The sequence below is a fragment of the Saccharothrix lopnurensis genome (assembly GCF_042658445.1).
Taxonomy (GTDB): domain Bacteria; phylum Actinomycetota; class Actinomycetes; order Mycobacteriales; family Pseudonocardiaceae; genus Actinosynnema; species Actinosynnema lopnurensis.
The window spans coordinates 1-15846 of the sequence record NZ_JBHSQO010000019.1 but is presented as its reverse complement, the minus strand read 5'-3'; the positions used below and the strand labels follow the sequence as shown (position 1 = coordinate 15846).

Sequence of the window (15846 nt, the reverse complement as noted above, 5' to 3'; positions counted from 1 at the left end):
GGCGCCGACCCGGCCAGCCCGGCCCGGCAGGGCTAGTTCAGCGGCTCGACCCAGATGTTGCGGAACCGGACGTTCTCACCCGGGTCCCCGTGGTCCTGGAGCCGGAACGGCCCCGCGGTCGGGCCCTCGGGCGCGCCGGCGCCGGTCGGGCCGTCGATCGCGAAGTCCTGGTGCACGGTGACGCCGTTCCACACCACGGTGACGCGGGCGTTCTCGGTCTTCACACCGGAGCTGTTGAAGCGCGCCGCCCGGAACGTGACGTCGTAGGTCTGCCACGTCTGCGGCGCGGTGGCCGCGTTGGACGACGCGGCCCGCTTCAGGTAGATGCTCGCGGCGTCGTCGGCGGCCAGCGGTTGCTTGCCGTAGCTGTCCAGGATTTGGAGCTCGTAGCGGTCCTGGAGGTACACGCCGCTGTTGGCGCGCTGCTGGCCGGTCACGTTGGACGGCAGGTTCGGCAGCCAGAACTCCAGGTGCAGCTTGAAGTCCCCGAACGCCTGCCGGCTGCGGATGTCGCCGCCGAGGGCCTCCATCGAGCCGTTGGCCACCGGCCAGGAGGGCGCGCTGCCGTCGGCGTTGCGCCAGTTCTCCGTGCCTCCCCCGTTGTAGAGGTACACGCGCTGGGCGGAGGTGACGGTCAGGTAGTCGAGGTTGACGTGCCCGACGTCGCCGCTGTCGAACCGGTAGGCGATGGTGTTCGCGCCCGCCCGGAGCGTCAGCGACTCGGTGTGCGTGGCCCAGGTGTCCCAGTTGCCGGTGTCGGCCAGGGCGACCTGCCGGACCTTCGCGCCGTTGACGTAGACGCTGATCGTCTTGGTCCCGGCGGACGGGTTGGGGCCGTTGCTGTAGCGCAGGCCCACGTTGTGCGCGCCCGCGGCGGTGGCGTTCACCGCGAACCGGGTGCTCGCGCCCTGGGTGCCGTAGCCGTCGACGAAGCCCGCGCCGGAGTAGCCGGTGTGGTCGGTGTTGACCCCAGCGCCGCCGGACAGGGCCGCGCTCTCGGCCTCCAGCAGCTGGGTGGCCGGCGGGGCGGTGCCGACGAGGTTGTTGAGCGTGTACCACGCCTCGGTGTTCCACAGCGGCACGCCGGTGTTCGAGGCGAACGGGCGCGGCGAGCGCAGGTGCACCACCCGGCCGGGCTTGAGGCCGTTGAGCTTCAGCGTGACCTTGCGGCCGTCCGCGGACAGCGTGGCCGAGGCGACAGAGAGGTTCTCCTGGTCGACCTTGGGGCCGCCGTACGAGGGCGCCGGCGCGTACCGCCACTGCTGGGCCCGGTAGCGGCTCGCCAGGTTCGCCGCGGTGTCGGCCGACAGCGGCTGGGTGTACTCGACCTCGAACCCGCCCGCGATGGCGCGCATCGCGAGGACGTCGAACGTCCGACCGCCGTTGGGGGCGAGCTTCTGGAGGCCGTGGAGCAGCTTGCCGTCCTGGCCCCAGTTGCCGCCGTCCCCGATGCCGCCGATGTAGAGCGCGCCGTCCGGGCCGAGGGTGGTCCGGTTGACGCCCGCTTCGAGGCCCTGGGTCATCCGGAACACCGCGCCCTGGTACTCGCCGTTGACCTTCTCCAGGAACGCGCGCTGGAGGCCGCCGTAGGTGACGTCGCCGAAGACCATCTGCCCGGCGTAGGTGCCCTGGGTGAGCTGGACCGGGGTGCTCGGGGAGTTCGCGATCTCGTTCTGCGGCAGCCACAGCACGGGCGCGGCGACCGGGTTCGAGTCGAACGGGCCGGCCGGGTTGGTGTAGTGGTTGAAGAACCGGCCCTGCTTGATGTGCACCATCTTCGACGCGGGCAGGTAGCCGCCCTGGTTGTCGTTGACGAACATGCCGCCCTCGGGGCCCCAGCCGATGCCGTTGGGCGTGCGCAGGCCGCCGGCGATGTAGCTGACCTGCCCGGTGGCGCGGTCGACCTTCACCGTCGTGCCGCGGTTGGCGGCGGGCTGCGGGTTGGTGGTCGCGCCGCCCTCGTTGATCGCCACCGAGAGGCTGAGGTAGAACGCCCCGTCCTGGTGGAGCAGGCCGAACGCGAACTCGTGGAAGTTGCCGCCGTACGGCCACGTCGCCACCGCGCGGGACTGGTCGACCACGTCGTCGCCGTTGGTGTCGGTCAGCTCGGTGAGCTGGTGCTTCTGCGACACGTAGATCTTGCCGTCGAGCACCTTCACGCCCATGGGCTCGCGCAGGTTCGTCGCGATCCGCTTGGTGGTGACCCGGTCGGGCGCGGTGGCGCCGGTGACGTTGCCGAGCACCCAGAGCTCACCGGTGTTGGTGCTCTTGCCGTCCCAGGTGGCGATGACCAGGCGGCCGTCGGGCAACCAGTCCATCGCGCTGACCCGCGGCTGGAAACCGTTGGGGCGCAGGTTGGTCAGGGTGTAGTCCGGGTGGACGGAGTTCAGCGGCAGGCCGTCGCCGGGCGAGTCGGAGCCCGTGGCGCAGTCCTTGCGGCCGGGCGCGGTGACCCGGACGACGCCGCTGTCCGTGCTGAGCGCCGAGTTCGGCACGACCGAGAAGCCCGTCGCGCCCGGCGGCCGCCACTGGAGGGTGAGCTGCTGCCCGCCGTCGCGCTCGAAGTGGTCGATCCGCAGGGAGTGGTAGCCGGTCGACAGGGAGACCGTGCCGTCCTTGGGGTCGGGGCCGTGCAGCCCGTCGTGGTCGACGACCACGCGACCGTCGATCGACAGCCGCGACCCGTCGTCGCTGAGCAGGCGGAACGCGTAGGCGCCCGCCTGGGTGATGGTGATGTTGCCGGTCACCTCGGCCACGAAGCGGTCGGCGAACCCGAAGTGGTCCGTCGTCGTCCAGTCGATGGTGGGCATCAGCTTGTCGATGTTGGGCGTCTGGGCCGGCTTGAGGGCGCACAGCCGGTCCAGCGCCACCTGCACGTCGAAGACGCGCAGCGTGACGCCGGGTTCCTGGGGCGGCGGGGCTTCCTCGCGCGGTGCCCCGGTCGCCGGCAGTCCCGAGCCGCTGACCAGCAGGGCTGCCGTCAACAAGCCGAGGGCGGGCAGGCGCGTCCGTCGCGTTGTCCATCTCATATCCATGCTCCTGGGAGGGCAGGGACGACCACGCGTGTCCGACGTCGTCGTCGCACGGTTGCAGGGTCCGCACGAGGTGGCGGGTGGAGACGGCTTGTCACTAGGAGTAGTTGTTCACTCGACCGAACGTGATGAACGGTAGGGGCGAACCCCCGACAAGTCCAGAACTTTCGTTGAACCTGACCGGACTTTTGTCTAGTTCGTGCGGAAGTGGGGTGAGCCCCCTGGTCCACCCGGCCGAACCGGGGGTGGTGGCGCGGCTCGGAGCGCCCCTGCCGCTGCGTGACCACCAAGCCCCTCACCAGGACACGTCCCGGTGAATCGGCCGGCACGGCGGGTTGCCGGGAACCGTGTCGGGCAGCCCTGAGCGACGTGGAGGGAGGTGGTCCGGTGTCGTCGTTCCCGATCGGTGCGCGCGGTGTCGCGCTGTTGGCCGCGCTGGTCGTCACCGCCCCGGTGACGGGGCTGGTGTGCGGGGTGGCGCACCTGGTGACCCCGCGCCCGCCCTGCCGGCGCCGGACGACGGTGCTGGTCACCACCACCCACATGACCAAGAGCCTGCTGCTGGCCAGGAAGTTCCACGAGGCGGGGCACCGCGTGGTCGTCGTGTCGAACCCCCGGCACCGGTGGGGACCGCTGCGCTTCTCGCGGGCCGCCTGCGCGTTCCACCTGGTCGCCGACCCGGCCACGGACCCCGCCGGCTACGTCCGGGACCTCGTCTCGGTGATCCGGGCCGAGGGCGTGGACACGGTCGTGCCGGTGATCGACGAACCGGGCCTCGCCCAGCCCACCGCCGACGCCGTGCCCGTGCTGGCCCGGCACTGCGCGGTGCTGGCCAACGACCCGGCGACGCACCGCCTGCTCAACGACAAGGCGGAGTTCGCGGAACTGGTGCGGGCCGCGGGGCTGCCCCACCTGGAGACGCGGCGGATCACCGACGTGCGGCAGGTGCGCGACGCCGACCTCGCCGGCCACGAGTACGTGCTCAAGCCGCCCGAGTGGACGTCGATGGCGGCCGACCACCGGGTGCTCGTGGTGTCCGACCCGGCCGCGGCGCCGGCCGACCTGCCCATCGGACCGGACCGGCCCTGGGTGCTGCAACGGCGCGCCGCCGGCCGCGAGTTCTGCGCGCACACGACGTGCCGCGCGGGTCGGATCACCGCCTACACGTGCTCGGAGTCCTCGGCGCTCCAGCTGAACTACCACCACGTCGAGGTGCCCGAGATCTGGCACTGGGTGCGCGACTTCGCGGCCGCGCACCGGCTCCACGGCCAGGTGTCGTTCGACTTCATCGTGGACCGGGACGGCGTGCCCTACGCCATCGAGTGCAACCCCCGGCCCCACTCGGCGCTGGTCGCCTTCCACGACAGCCCGGACCTCGCCGCCGCGTACCTGGACCCCGGGGCGGAGGGCGTGGCCCGCCCGCTGCCCGGCTCGCCGCCGGTGCACTGGCTGGGCGCGGAACTGGGCCGGCTGCGGCGGGCGCTGCGGCGACGGCGGTCGCGGACGTGGCTGCTGGACCTCCGGCACGGCAAGGACGCCGTGTTCGACCGGCGGGACCCCCTGCCCTTCCTGGTGATGCACCACGTGCAGTTGCCCGTGCTCCTGCTCCGCGCCCTGGCGGCGCGCAAGCGGTGGGAGCGCGTCAACTGGGCCACCGGGAAGCTCGTGTGACACCGAAAGGGCATCCGATGACGGCCTTGCGGCACCTCGACGAGTACGCCACCTCCGCCCACTACAGCGGGTCCGGGCACGTCCGGCGCGACGCCGAGCGGCGGTCGGTGACCGTGGACGCGACCTTCAGCCTGCGCAGCGAGGTGCGGCTGGTGGACGACGTGTTCGACCCCGCGACACCCGACCTGGCCGGGGTCTACCTGCCGGCGGGGCGGTGCGTGGCCATCGTGGACGCCACCGTCGACCGCCTGCACGGCCGCGCGCTGCGGGCGTACTTCGCCGCGCACGGCATCCCGCTGACGACGATGGTGTGCCGGGCGCTGGAGGAGGACAAGGTCCTCGGCACGGTGTGCCGGATGGCGGCGTTCCTGGGCGGCGACGGGTGCGACCTCGCGCGCGGCGAACCCGTGCTGGTGGTCGGCGGCGGCGTGCTGACCGACACCGCCGGCCTGGCGTGCTCCCTGCTCAACCGCCGCACCCCGTACGTCATGATCGGCACGAGCGTCGTCTCGGCGGTCGACGCGGGACCGTCGCCGCGCACGTGCGTCAACGGCACCCTGATGAAGAACGCCCTGGGCGCCTACCACCCGCCGGTGCTGACCCTGGTGGACCGGGCGCTGTTCCGCACCCTGGCGCCCGAGCACCTGCGCCACGGCGTGGCGGAGATCGTGAAGATGGCCGCCGTCGACGACGAGGCGCTGTTCACCCTGCTCCAGCGGCACGGCCGGGCGCTGCTGGACACCCGGTTCGCCACCACCGGCGACGACCCGGAGCTGGCCGGGATCGCCGACGAGGTGCTGTTCCGCTCCCTGCACGCGTACCTGCGGCACGAGGGCGCCAACATGTTCGAGACGCGGCAGGACCGCCCGCACGCCTACGGCCACACCTGGAGCCCGAAGTTCGAGCCGGTCGCGGGCCTGCTGCACGGGCACGCGGTGGCGGTGGAGATGGCGTTCACCGCCACGCTGGCCACCCTGGTGGGCTGGTTGGACGTCGACGGCCGCGACGCGCTGCTGGCGGTGTGCCGAGACCTGGGCCTGGCCGTGCACCACCCGGTGATCGAGGACCTGGAGCTGATGAGGGCAGCGCAGGAGACGGTGCGGCGCAAGCGCGGCGGCTCCGCGCTGTGGGCGGTGGCCCCGCGCGGCGGCCTGGGCCGGTGCGACTACCTGGCGGAGGTCGAGCACCGGCTGCTGGCCGAGGCCGTGGGCCGGCACCGGGCGCTGTGCGGCGGGTTCCCCGGCGGTGGGCGCGGCGTGGGCATGTACCTGCGCGACGCGAGGTGGACGTGATGCGGCCGGTGACGCCGCTGTCGATCCTCGCGCACGAGCTGGAACTGCTGGCCCGGGACCGGCCCTGCGCGCGCCTGGACCGGGCCCGCGCGCTGGCCTCGGGGCTGGACGACTACCTGTCGGCCACGACCACGCCCGAGTCCGACCGGCTCGCGGCGCTGAACCGGCGGACCACCGGGCACGTGTGGGGAGGCCCCGGGGACGCCGTGGCGACACTGGAGCCGGAGATGCTGTCCGGCCACGTGGAGGGGCAGCTGCTGAGGTTCCTGGTCGCCGTGACCGGGGCCCGCCGGGTGCTGGAGATCGGCACGTTCACCGGCTACTCGGCGCTGGCCATGGCCGAGGCGCTGCCCGCCGACGGCCGCGTGGTCACCTGCGAGTCCGACCCGCGCGCGGCGGGGGTCGCCCGCGAGGCGTTCGCGGGGTGCGACCGGATCACCCTGGTGGAGGGGCCCGCGCTGGCCACGCTGGAGCGGCTGGCCGACGCGGGCGAGGTGTTCGACTTCGCCTTCGTCGACGCGGACAAGACCCAGTACTGGGACTACCTCGACCTGGCCCACCGGCGCGGGCTGCTCGCGCCCGGGGCCGTGGTGGTGGTCGACAACACCCTGTACCAGGGGGAGGTCTACCTCGACGGGGCGCACCGGTCGACGCGGGGCGCGGCCGTCGCGGGGTTCAACGCGCGGGTGGCCGCGCACCCGGCGTTCGAGCAGGTGCTGCTGCCGCTGCGGGACGGGGTGACGCTGATCCGGGTCGTGGGCTGATCCGGGGTCGCGGGTCGGCCGGTCGGGGTGGTCGGTCGGGGTGGTCGGTCGGGGTGGTCGGTCGGGGTGGTCGGTCGGGGTGGTCGGTCGGTGGGGCCCTTCGCGGGTCAGCAGGGCGGGTGGTCACCGGGTCCCTGACACGATCGGGCGACCGCCGGGTCAGGAGCCCGCCAACCAGGCCAGCAGGCGGCCCCGCGACCAGCAGCGGCCCACGGCTTCGGCGCGCAGGGTCGACCCGTCGAGCACCGACAGGCCCAGGGTGCTGTGGCCGGAGGCGCGGCGATCGCCCAGGGTCGGCACCGCCGGCGCGACCCCGACCCCCTCTGCCGACACCCACGCCACCGGCCGACCGGCCGCCGCCTCGTCCAGGCGGTGCAGGAAGCGGAGGCGGGCCTCCAGCGGGAAGCCCGACAGCGCCCAGGTCGTGGTGACGACCGGCAGGGCGTCCGCGGGCACCAGGGCGAAGGCGTCGGGCAGCAGGTCGACGGCGTCGCCCGTCAGCAGCAGCGGGGGGTTCGCCGCCGCCAGCGCCAGTTCCGCTTCGAGGCCCGCCATCCGCTCCGGCCGGTCCGGCCACGCGCAGGCGCGCAGCCACCGGACCTCGTCCGCGTCGGTCACGTCGACCGGGTCGAGGTCGACGCCGATCCGGGCGACCACCTCGGGCAGCGCCCGGGTCGGGACGGGCCGGTTCCCCACGACCGAGCAGGACAGCCGCACCGATGACGACGGGTCGCCCAGCGACTGCCCGTTGTCGTAGGAGATGCCGACGCGGTCGACGACGAGGTTGAGCCCGGCCGAGCAGCCCACGTCGATCAGGCCGACCGCGTCCGCGCCCACCCGGCGCGCCGCCTCCGCGATGGCCGGGTACAGCACGGCGCAGCGCCCGGTCTCGCCGGTCCGCACCCGCCGGCGCGCGACGAGGGCCACCACCCGGTCGGTCTGGCGCAGCAGGACGTCCACCGCCGCGCGGGCGGCCGCCTCGCCGTCGGCGGCGGCGTAGGCCGCGGCGAGCGCCGGGGCGCGGCCGGCGACGGCGAGGTCGTGCAGCGCGGCGAGGACCAGCGCGGGGCCCCGCTTGCGCGCGGGCGCCGCTTCGACGGCGCGCAGTGCCTCGTCGGACTCGCTCAGGGCGATGGCGACCCGCTCGTGGAGCGGTGAGATCCCGGCAGCCTCGACCTCGCCGAAGCGCCGGTACGACCGGGCGAGCGTGCGGGCGCCACCCGCGGGCGCGGCGCTCGCCGCGGTCGGTCCTGGCACGCCGGCGATCCTAGTCGTCCCGGCCGGTTCGGCAGGATCAGTTCGGCGGGCGCGGTCCGGCGGGCGCGGGCTGGAGCGCCGGCGGGCGCGGGCTGGAGCGCCGGCGGGCGCGGGCCGGCAAGGCCGACGGACTGGTAGGCGCGAGCCGGCGGGCGAGCAGGCACGGGAGAGCAGGTCCGGCGAGCGCGCTCCGGCAGCACCCGCCGGCCCGAACCGGCGTGGCCCGGAACCGGGAAACCCGTGTGAGGATGGCTCGGTGCGCGTGGTGGTCGCGGTGCTGGTGCTGCTCGGGCTCGGCGCGGCCGTCGCCTGGCAGGTGGGTGACGCGCTGGGGCTGGAAGTGCGGCCGGCCGACGTGCCGGTGGAGCGCCCGGTCGCCGCTCCCCCGCGCCCGCTCGCCCCGCCACCGGAGTTCACCTCGATCGGCGTGCCCGACGAGCCCCGGCTGCGGCTCGCCGCGACCGCCGTCGCCGACGCCCTGGTGGCGCGTGGTCGCCCCCGGCCGGTCGTCGGCGACACCGGCGGACTCGGGGTGCGGACCGAGCCCGGTCTGCCCGACGAGGGGTACCGGGTCGATCCCGGGCCCGTCGTGGTCGGCAGCACCCCCGGCGGGATCGCGGCCGGGCTGTACGACATCGCCGACCGCGTCCGCACCGGGACCGAGGTGGTCGCCGACGGGAGGGTGGTGGCGCCCCGGCTCGGGTTGCGGCTGACCGACCTGGGCGCGGTCGGGCTGCCCGACGACCCGGGGGCGTTCGCCCGGGGCGACGACTACTCGCTGAACTCCGACGTGGTGGGGTCGGCGGTGCTGCCGGGAGCGCCCTACGTCGACCTCGCGGCGGTGGACGGGATCGCCCGGCAGTTCCGCGCGCTGGTGCACCACGCGCTGGCCGACGGCTACAACGCGGTGGTCGTGCCCGGTTTCCTGGAGTACGTCACGTTCGACGGGCTCGGTGTCCACCCGGCGGGCGACCCGCACCCGGCGCGGGCGCGGGCCATGGTGGACGCGTTCGGCCCCGTCTGGCGCTACGCCCACGAGATGGGCATGAAGGTCTACCTGTCCACCGACATGCTCGCCCTCTCCCCGCCGCTGCGGGCGTTCCTGGAGCGCGAGGCGGGCGGGCTGCGCACCGAGGACGACCGGCTGTGGCGGGTCTACCGGGCGGGGTTGTCGGAGCTGTTCGGGCGGCTGCCCCACGTGGATGGGATGATGATCCGGATCGGCGAGGGCGGCGCGGCCTACCGGTTCCCCGGCTGGGACTACTCCTCCGAGATCGCGGTGACCACGCCCGGGGCGGTGCGGGCGATGCTGCGGGCCTTCCTCGCCACGGCGGCCGAGCACGACCGGGAGATCGTCTTCCGCACGTGGAGCGTCGGCATCGGCGCGGTCGGGGACCTGCACACCAGCCGGGACGCCTACGAGCAGGTGCTGGGCGGGGTGGACGACGACCGGCTGGTCGTGTCCACCAAGTACGCCCTCGGCGACTTCTACAGCCACCTCCCGCTCAACGACACGCTGCTGGTGGGGCGGCACCGGCGGATCGTGGAGTTCCAGTCCCGCCGGGAGTTCGAGGGCTTCGGCGCGCTGCCCAACGACCTGGGCGGGCTGCACCGGCACGCGCTGCGCGCCTTCCTGGCCAACCCCCGCGTGGAGGGGGTGTGGACGTGGCGGCAGGGCGGCGGACCGCTGACCGCCGGGCCCCGGACGCTGGACCTCAGGACCGGGTTCTGGCAGCTCTACGACCTCAACTCCTACGTCACCGGGAGACTGGCGCGCGACCCCGACCTGGACCCCGCCCGGCTCACCGCCGACTGGGTGCGCCGCACGTTCTCCTCAGACCCGGACGTGGTGCACGCCGTCTGCCGGGCCCTGGCGCTGTCGCGCGAGGCGATCACCACGGGCCTGTACGTCGGCCCGTACGCGCGGCACCGGGTGCGGGCGCTGGGGCTCGATCCCCCGCCCATGATGTGGATCTTCGAGTGGGACATCCCGACCGGCGACAGCGCCACGCTCGGCACGGTCTACGCGGTCGGCCGCGACCGGGTGGACGAGGCGGTGGCCGAGGGCGCGGCGGCGATCGGCACGGCCCGCCGGATGCGCGACCTGGTCGGCGCGACCGACCCGGCCGGCTGGCGCGACCCGGTGCTGCGGGGGTGGTTCGTCGCCGCCCTGGACCACCAGGTCGACCTGTTCGGGGTGCTGGCCGCCTACCGGGCCGCGGCGCTGCGCCACGTCCAGTGGCTCGACACCGGCGATCCGGGCGCGCGGGACGCGGCGCGGGCCGCGGCGGCGGAGTACGCGGTGCGGCGCGCGGAGCACCTGCGCGCGTACGGCGGCGACCTGGCGCTGCCGGCCTACAACCTCGCCGCGGCCGACCTCGGGCTGGCCAGGGCCGCCCGGGACGAGCCGATGGCGTGGGCGGCGCGCGGCGTGCTGCTGGGGCTGCTCCTCGCGTTCGCCCTGGGCCGGCGCAGGCCGTGGGCGCGGGCGCTGACCCGGCCGTGGCGGCGGGTCGAGCCGACCGGGGCGGACCGGGTGCTGGTGTGGGTGGTGCCCGCGGTCGCGGTCGTGCTCGGCCGCGCGGTGCTGACGTGGTTCGCCGCGCCGGCGCACCTGGCGCCGGCGCTGGGCGCGTGGCTGCTGTTCGCGCTGGTGCTGCGGCTGACCACCGGTCGGGAGCGGCGGGCGCGGCTCGCCGCGGCGGTGGGCGCGGTGGCGCTGCTGCGCTCGGTGCTGCTGCTGGGTGTGCTGGCGGTGCGCGGGCCGGGGTACTACTGGTTCGCGTTCTGGACCGAGCCGGTCGCGCGGGCGGTGTACGTGACCGCGGCGTCCGCGGCGTTCCTGGGGGTGCTCGCGGTGGCGTACGCGGTGCTGCGCGAGGGCGTGGGCCGCCGGGGCGCGCTGGGGCGGGTGCTCCTCGCCGCCGGGACACCGCTGGCGGCGGTGAGCGGGCTGGTGGCGGTGGTGGGCCTGGAGCGCGCCCTGACGACGTGGAACGACCAGCTGGTCCTGCTGCCGTGGGGCCTGTCGCGAATCCTCGGCATCACCGTGCACCTGGGGATACCGACCGCGCTGCCGACGGTCGCGCTGCTCGTCGGCGGCGGCGCGGTGGTGCTGGGCGCGGCGCTGACCCTCCTGACCCGGCCGGCCGGCGCGCCCCGCCCCGGGTGAGGGGACGGCCGCCTCAGCCGGCGAGCGCGGCGCGCACCTTCCCGATCACCGCGGTCTCCACCTCGGCCACCACGCCGTCGGCGGCGGCCACCTCGTGGCAGATCGCCTCCACGGCGCCCGGGAAGGAGGCGGCCTCGGCGGGCGCCTTCGCGGCGAGGATCTTCACGGACAGCCGCAGCGCGTCCAGGACCCGGCCCTCCAGCTCCTCCTCCGGCACCGCCGGGAGCTGCACCCGGGACGCGTGGAGGACACCGCGCAGCTCGGGCGAGAGGTTGCTCAGGGCCCGGAGGCCCGCGTAGCGCTCCTCGATCACGGGACCGGGGTCGGCGTGGGACACCAGCACCATCACGCCGAAGACGGCCGTGCGCAGCGTCCGGCTCTCCGCCTCCGTGTAGAAGATCATGTGGTCAGCCTAACAACCGGCGTTCCGGCGCGGGACGTCCCGGTTCAGGCGGGCGGCTCGTCGGCGAGGTAGGGCGGTGCGGGCTCGTACTGCGCGTAGCGGCGGACCTGCCGGGCGTGGTCGCGCCCGTGCAGGCGCCCCACCAGCCACAGGGCCATGTCGATGCCCGCCGACACGCCCTGGCTGGTGACCAGGTCCCCGTCCACCACGTAGCGGGCGTCGCGCACCACCGTGACCCCGCCCAGGGCTTCGAGCCGGTCCTCGTAGGAGAAGTGCGTGGCGACGCGGCGGCCCCGGGCGACGCCCGCCGCGTGGAGCAGGGCGGCGCCGGTGCAGACGCCGGTCACCCAGGACGCCCGCGCGGCCACCCCCGCGATCCAGCCGGTCACGACCGGGTTGTGGACCTGGGTCTCGCGGGCGCCGGTGCCGCCGGGGACGAGCAGGACGTCCAGCGGCGGGTGGTCGTCGAGGGTGTGGTCCGGCAGGACGCGCATCCCCTTGTCGCAGCGCACGGGATCGGTGCTCTCGGCGATCAGCACGGCGGTGTCGGCGCCGCCGCGCGGCATCGAGGACGCGGTGAAGATCTCCCGGGGGCCGACGAAGTCGAGCTCCTCCACCCGGTCGAAGATCAGCAGTCCGTAGGTGGTCACGTGTGCTCCCCCAGTGCTCGGAACCGTTCGCGGTAGTCGGACGGGGCGACGCCGACGTGCCGGTGGAACGCGCGGCGCAGCGTCTCGGCGGAGCCGAACCCCAGGCGCCGGGCGATCGCCTCGACCGGGTCGTCGGCCTCCGCGAGCGCGCGGCGGGCGGCCTCGACGCGCACGCGCTCCACGTAGGCGGCGGGCGGCAGGCCCAGCTCGGCGGTGAACCGGCGCTGGAGGTGCCGGGTGCTGAGGCCGGCGCGGGCGGCCAGGTCGGGGATGCCGTGCCGGGCGCCGGGGGCGGCGTTGACCGCGGCCACCGCCTCCCGTATCGGGTCGGTGGCGGGCCGCGCCTGCCACAGCGGCACGCTGAACTGCGACTGGCTGCCCGGCCGGCGCAGGAACAGCACCAGCTCCCGGGCGACCGAGTGCGCGACCTCGCGCCCGTGGTCGTCCTCCACCAGGGCCAGGGCCAGGGCCATGCCCGCGGTGACGCCGGCGGAGGTCCAGACCGGGCCGTCCCGGATGAAGATCGGGTCGCAGTCCACGGTCACCCCGGGGTGCTCGCGGCGCAGCTGCTCCTCGCGCGCCCAGTGCGTCGTGACCCGCCGCCCCTCCAGCAGGCCCGCGGCGGCCAGCAGGAACACCCCGCTGCACACCGAGGTGACCCGGCGCGCCCCGGCGGCCGCGGCGGCGATCCAGTCGATCAGGGCGCGGTCGTGGCGGGCCCGGTCGACGCCCTGCCCGCCCGCGACGACCAGCGTGTCGACGCCGTCGGGCGGCAGGTCGGCCACCGAGTGCCCGGCGTGCAGGCACAGCCCGCCCGCCGGCCGCACGGGACCGGCCGCGGGCGCCACGACCTCGCGGCGGTGGCCGCCCCCGGTGAGGACGTCGGCGTGGCCGAACACCTCGTGCGGACCCACCAGGTCGAGCGGCTGGATGCCGTCGTAGACGACGAAGACGACGCGGCTCACGGGGACCAGGCTCGTCGTCCGCGGGCGACGGCGTCAACGACGCGCACCCCACGGATCGCGCCATCGGCCCCTTCAGCCGCCGAAGCCCCGGCGGGCGGCCTCGATGTGGGCGATGTGCCGGTGGGTCCAGTCGCACATCAGGTCGACCGTCTCCCGCAGGCCCCGGCCGGGTCCGGTGAGGGTGTACTCGACCCGCGGCGGCACGGTGGCGTGCACGGTGCGCTCGACCAGGCCGTTGCGCTCCAGCATCCGCAGGTTCTGGGTGAGCATCTTGTGGCTGATGCCCTCCACCTCGTCGCGCAGCGCGCTGAAGCGCACGGTGCGGTCGCCCAGGGCCTCGATGATCAGCAGCGCCCACTTGTTGGCCACGTCCGAGAAGATCTCCCGCGCGAGCGAGTCCGCGCGCCTCAGGTCCGCCTCGTCGGGCGAGCCGGCGTACTCCTTGGTCACCATCAGGTTCCCCAGTTCCGAAAAAGTGCGTTCTTCCACGTCAGCGGTCACTCTCCTATGGTTCCCCGGTAACCACAAGAGAGCACGTGCGAGGAGGAACCCCATGAGCATCACCCTGGTGAACCCGGACGGCCTGCCGGTGGTCGACGCCTACCGGCAGGTGTCGGTCGCGACCGGGTCGAGGCTGGTGCACGTCGCCGGCCAGGTCGCCTGGGACGCCGACGGGGCCGTGGTCGGCGCGGGCGACCTGGCCGCGCAGGTCGAGCGGTGCTACCTCAACGTCGGCACCGCCCTGGCCGGCGTCGGGGCCTCCTTCGCCGACGTGGCGAAGCTGACCATCCACGTCGTGGACTGGACGCCCGACAAGATGCCGCTGGTGCTGGCGGGGATCGACCGGGCGGCGGCGGCGCTGGGCGCCACCCCGGTCCCGCCGGGCACGCTGCTGGGCGTGGCCGCGCTGGACGTGCCCGAGCACCTGGTGGAGGTCGAGGCCGTCGCGGTCCTCGACTGACCCGGTCCCGCCGGGCGCGCCCGGCGGGACCGGCGTCGGCTAGCGGGTCACGGGCCTGCCGCCGAAGGTGACCACCAGGCGGCCGTCGGTGGCGTAGGACCAGCCCAGCGCCCCGGTGTGGGCGGCGCAGCGGGAGCCGTTGGTCCCGGCCCAGAACTGGTTGGAGGTGTCGACGTCGCCCAGGGTGCGGTCGTTGGTGCCGCTGCCGCCGCGGCAGGAGGTGTTGCCGCGGAACACCGAGCTGCCGCCGTCGAAGTTGTAGTTGCGCTCGGTGTTGTCGATGCTCAGGTTGTCCGACACGGCCATGGTGCCGAGGTTGCGGTTGTAGGTGAACCCGTGCTTGCCGTTGTCGTAGGCGATGTTGCGGCGGATGACGTGGTTGACGCCGATGTCCTCGCCGCCGAGCTTGTAGCCGTTGCGGTCGCCGTTGCCGGCCTGGCCGCCGTCGCTGAGGGTGCCGTTCTCGTAGGCCAGGGAGTCCTCGATGGTCACCACGCCGATGGGACCGGTGTCGGTCTTGGTGAACAGGTCCCACCCGTCGTCGATGTTGTTGTGGGCGACGGCGTAGCGGAAGACGTTGCCGGGGCCGGAGGTGAGCTTGGCGGCGAAGCCGTCGGCGTCCTCCCCGTCGGAGTCGGCGTTGTCGTGGGACTCGGCGCTGAGGATCAGGTTGTTGGCCGGCCACTGGTCCTTGGGCGTGGTGGACAGCATCCGCGACAGCTGGAGGCCGGTGTCCCGGTTGAAGCGGGTCACGGTGCGCTCGAAGATGTTGCCGCTGCCGCCGACGAAGATGCCGTTGTCGCCGGCGCGCTCGACGACGAGGCCGCGCACGTGCCAGTGGTTGCCGTTCACGGCCAGGCCGCGGTTGGCCGGGTCCTCCGCCTGGGCCGAGAAGTTCAGCACCGGGGTCTCACCCGGGTGGGCGAACAGCTCCGTGCGGTCGGCCGAGGTGCCGTTGTTGCCCTGCGGGACGGTCACGGTCTGCGCGAAGCGGTAGGTGCCGCCGCGCAGGTAGATCGTCCCGCCCGGGGCGACGCGGGCGATGGCGGAGGTGAGCGTCGTCGGGTCGGCCTGCGTGCCGGACGCGCTGTCGCCGCCGTTGGGCGCCACGTAGAGCGCGGAGCCCGGCGGTTGGCTGGTCGTCGTCGTCGTGGTGGTGGTGGTCGTGGTGGTCGTCGTCGTGGTCGTGGTGGTCGTCGTCGAGGTCGGTCCGCCGTCGACGGGGGTGAACGCCCAGTGCTTGGTGACCGCGTTGTCGCAGGAGTTGGTCTGCACGAGCGCGCCGGCGGCCTGGGAGTTGTCCTTGGTGTTCGCGCACTTGCCGCCGTTGGTGTTGATCAGCCGGTAGTTGCCGCCGCTCGCGGTGACGGTCCAGACCTGGTTCGCCGCGCCCGTGCACGCCTGCTGCTGGATCGCCTTGCCCGCGCTGGTCGACGCGCCCTGGACCCCGACGCACAGGCCGGTGGCGACGGAGGTGATCCGGTAGCCGCCGCCGACCGCGGTCAGCGTCCACCGCCGGGCGGCGGCGCCGTCGCACGCCGCCTGCCGGAGCTGCGCGTCCGCGCTCGTCCCGGGCGAGTCCAGGCACAGCCCGCTGCCCGCGTTCTTCACCGCGTAGGTCCCCGCGCCGACGGCGGTGCTCGCGGTCGGCGCGGCCGGCGAGGCGACGAGCGCGGCGG

Annotated in this window: 12 protein-coding genes; 5 read left to right on the top strand and 7 right to left on the bottom strand. The window is 74.6% G+C overall.

Annotated elements, in window-relative coordinates; all coding sequences use genetic code 11:
* Nucleotides 1–32 precede the first annotated feature (32 nt).
* Complete coding sequence (locus ACFP3R_RS19670) at nucleotides 33–3029, bottom strand: 3-keto-alpha-glucoside-1,2-lyase-like domain-containing protein (protein ID WP_380637700.1); 2997 nt, start codon at nucleotides 3027–3029, stop codon at nucleotides 33–35.
* 390 nt (nucleotides 3030–3419) lie between these two features.
* Between ACFP3R_RS19670 and ACFP3R_RS19665 the strand changes: the two genes are divergently transcribed.
* The 3 genes from ACFP3R_RS19665 to ACFP3R_RS19655 are packed head-to-tail and all read left to right on the top strand — an operon-like array spanning nucleotide 3420 to nucleotide 6759.
* On the top strand, nucleotides 3420–4703 hold the full coding sequence (locus ACFP3R_RS19665) for an ATP-grasp domain-containing protein (RefSeq protein WP_380637699.1): 1284 nt from the start codon (nucleotides 3420–3422) through the stop codon (nucleotides 4701–4703).
* A 17-nt stretch (nucleotides 4704–4720) separates the two neighbouring features.
* Nucleotides 4721–5995 carry a 3-dehydroquinate synthase family protein gene (locus tag ACFP3R_RS19660; protein WP_380637698.1) on the top strand — a complete coding sequence of 425 codons (1275 nt, stop codon included), beginning with the start codon at nucleotides 4721–4723 and terminating at the stop codon, nucleotides 5993–5995.
* Nucleotides 5995–6759, top strand: a complete 765-nt coding sequence (locus ACFP3R_RS19655; protein ID WP_380637697.1) for an O-methyltransferase — start codon at nucleotides 5995–5997, stop codon at nucleotides 6757–6759. The genes ACFP3R_RS19660 and ACFP3R_RS19655 overlap by 1 nt, the downstream gene beginning before the upstream one ends.
* Nucleotides 6760–6918: 159 nt before the next feature.
* On the opposite strand, the gene ACFP3R_RS19650 is transcribed toward ACFP3R_RS19655, so the two are convergent.
* Nucleotides 6919–8016 carry a DUF2332 domain-containing protein gene (locus tag ACFP3R_RS19650; RefSeq protein WP_380637696.1) on the bottom strand — a complete coding sequence of 366 codons (1098 nt, stop codon included), beginning with the start codon at nucleotides 8014–8016 and terminating at the stop codon, nucleotides 6919–6921.
* Nucleotides 8017–8272: 256 nt separating this feature from the next.
* Between ACFP3R_RS19650 and ACFP3R_RS19645 the strand changes: the two genes are divergently transcribed.
* On the top strand, nucleotides 8273–11188 hold the full coding sequence (locus ACFP3R_RS19645; protein ID WP_380637695.1) for a hypothetical protein: 2916 nt from the start codon (nucleotides 8273–8275) through the stop codon (nucleotides 11186–11188).
* Nucleotides 11189–11201: 13 nt separating this feature from the next.
* Here the strand turns inward: ACFP3R_RS19645 and ACFP3R_RS19640 are convergent, their stop codons facing one another.
* The 4 genes from ACFP3R_RS19640 to ACFP3R_RS19625 form a co-directional block, all read right to left on the bottom strand.
* Complete coding sequence (locus ACFP3R_RS19640) at nucleotides 11202–11591, bottom strand: hypothetical protein (RefSeq protein WP_380637694.1); 390 nt, start codon at nucleotides 11589–11591, stop codon at nucleotides 11202–11204.
* A gap of 44 nt (nucleotides 11592–11635) precedes the next feature.
* Nucleotides 11636–12241, bottom strand: coding sequence for a DJ-1/PfpI family protein (locus ACFP3R_RS19635; RefSeq protein WP_380637693.1), 606 nt, complete (start codon nucleotides 12239–12241; stop codon nucleotides 11636–11638).
* Nucleotides 12238–13206: a GlxA family transcriptional regulator gene (locus ACFP3R_RS19630; protein WP_380637692.1), complete on the bottom strand. Its 969-nt coding sequence runs from the start codon at nucleotides 13204–13206 to the stop codon at nucleotides 12238–12240. The genes ACFP3R_RS19635 and ACFP3R_RS19630 overlap by 4 nt, the downstream gene beginning before the upstream one ends.
* Nucleotides 13207–13278: 72 nt before the next feature.
* Nucleotides 13279–13659 (bottom strand): winged helix-turn-helix transcriptional regulator, encoded by a 381-nt coding sequence (locus ACFP3R_RS19625; protein WP_380637875.1) that lies wholly within the window; start codon nucleotides 13657–13659, stop codon nucleotides 13279–13281.
* Nucleotides 13660–13759: 100 nt separating this feature from the next.
* Between ACFP3R_RS19625 and ACFP3R_RS19620 the strand changes: the two genes are divergently transcribed.
* Nucleotides 13760–14167, top strand: a complete 408-nt coding sequence (locus ACFP3R_RS19620; protein WP_380637691.1) for a RidA family protein — start codon at nucleotides 13760–13762, stop codon at nucleotides 14165–14167.
* 39 nt (nucleotides 14168–14206) lie between these two features.
* Here the strand turns inward: ACFP3R_RS19620 and ACFP3R_RS19615 are convergent.
* The coding region (locus tag ACFP3R_RS19615) for an RICIN domain-containing protein (RefSeq protein ID WP_380637690.1) at nucleotides 14207–15846 on the bottom strand (1640 nt) is incomplete at its 5' end.

Bases quoted from the DNA above. Each gene is read 5' to 3' on its own strand.
- ACFP3R_RS19620 (WP_380637691.1), top strand. From the start codon at position 13,760: ATGAGCATCACCCTGGTGAACCCGGACGGCCTGCCGGTGGTCGACGCC.
- ACFP3R_RS19655 (WP_380637697.1), top strand. From the start codon at position 5,995: ATGCGGCCGGTGACGCCGCTGTCGATCCTCGCGCACGAGCTGGAACTG.
- ACFP3R_RS19625 (WP_380637875.1), bottom strand. From the start codon at position 13,659: ATGGTGACCAAGGAGTACGCCGGCTCGCCCGACGAGGCGGACCTGAGG.
- ACFP3R_RS19670 (WP_380637700.1), bottom strand. From the start codon at position 3,029: ATGAGATGGACAACGCGACGGACGCGCCTGCCCGCCCTCGGCTTGTTG.
- ACFP3R_RS19640 (WP_380637694.1), bottom strand. From the start codon at position 11,591: ATGATCTTCTACACGGAGGCGGAGAGCCGGACGCTGCGCACGGCCGTC.
- ACFP3R_RS19660 (WP_380637698.1), top strand. From the start codon at position 4,721: ATGACGGCCTTGCGGCACCTCGACGAGTACGCCACCTCCGCCCACTAC.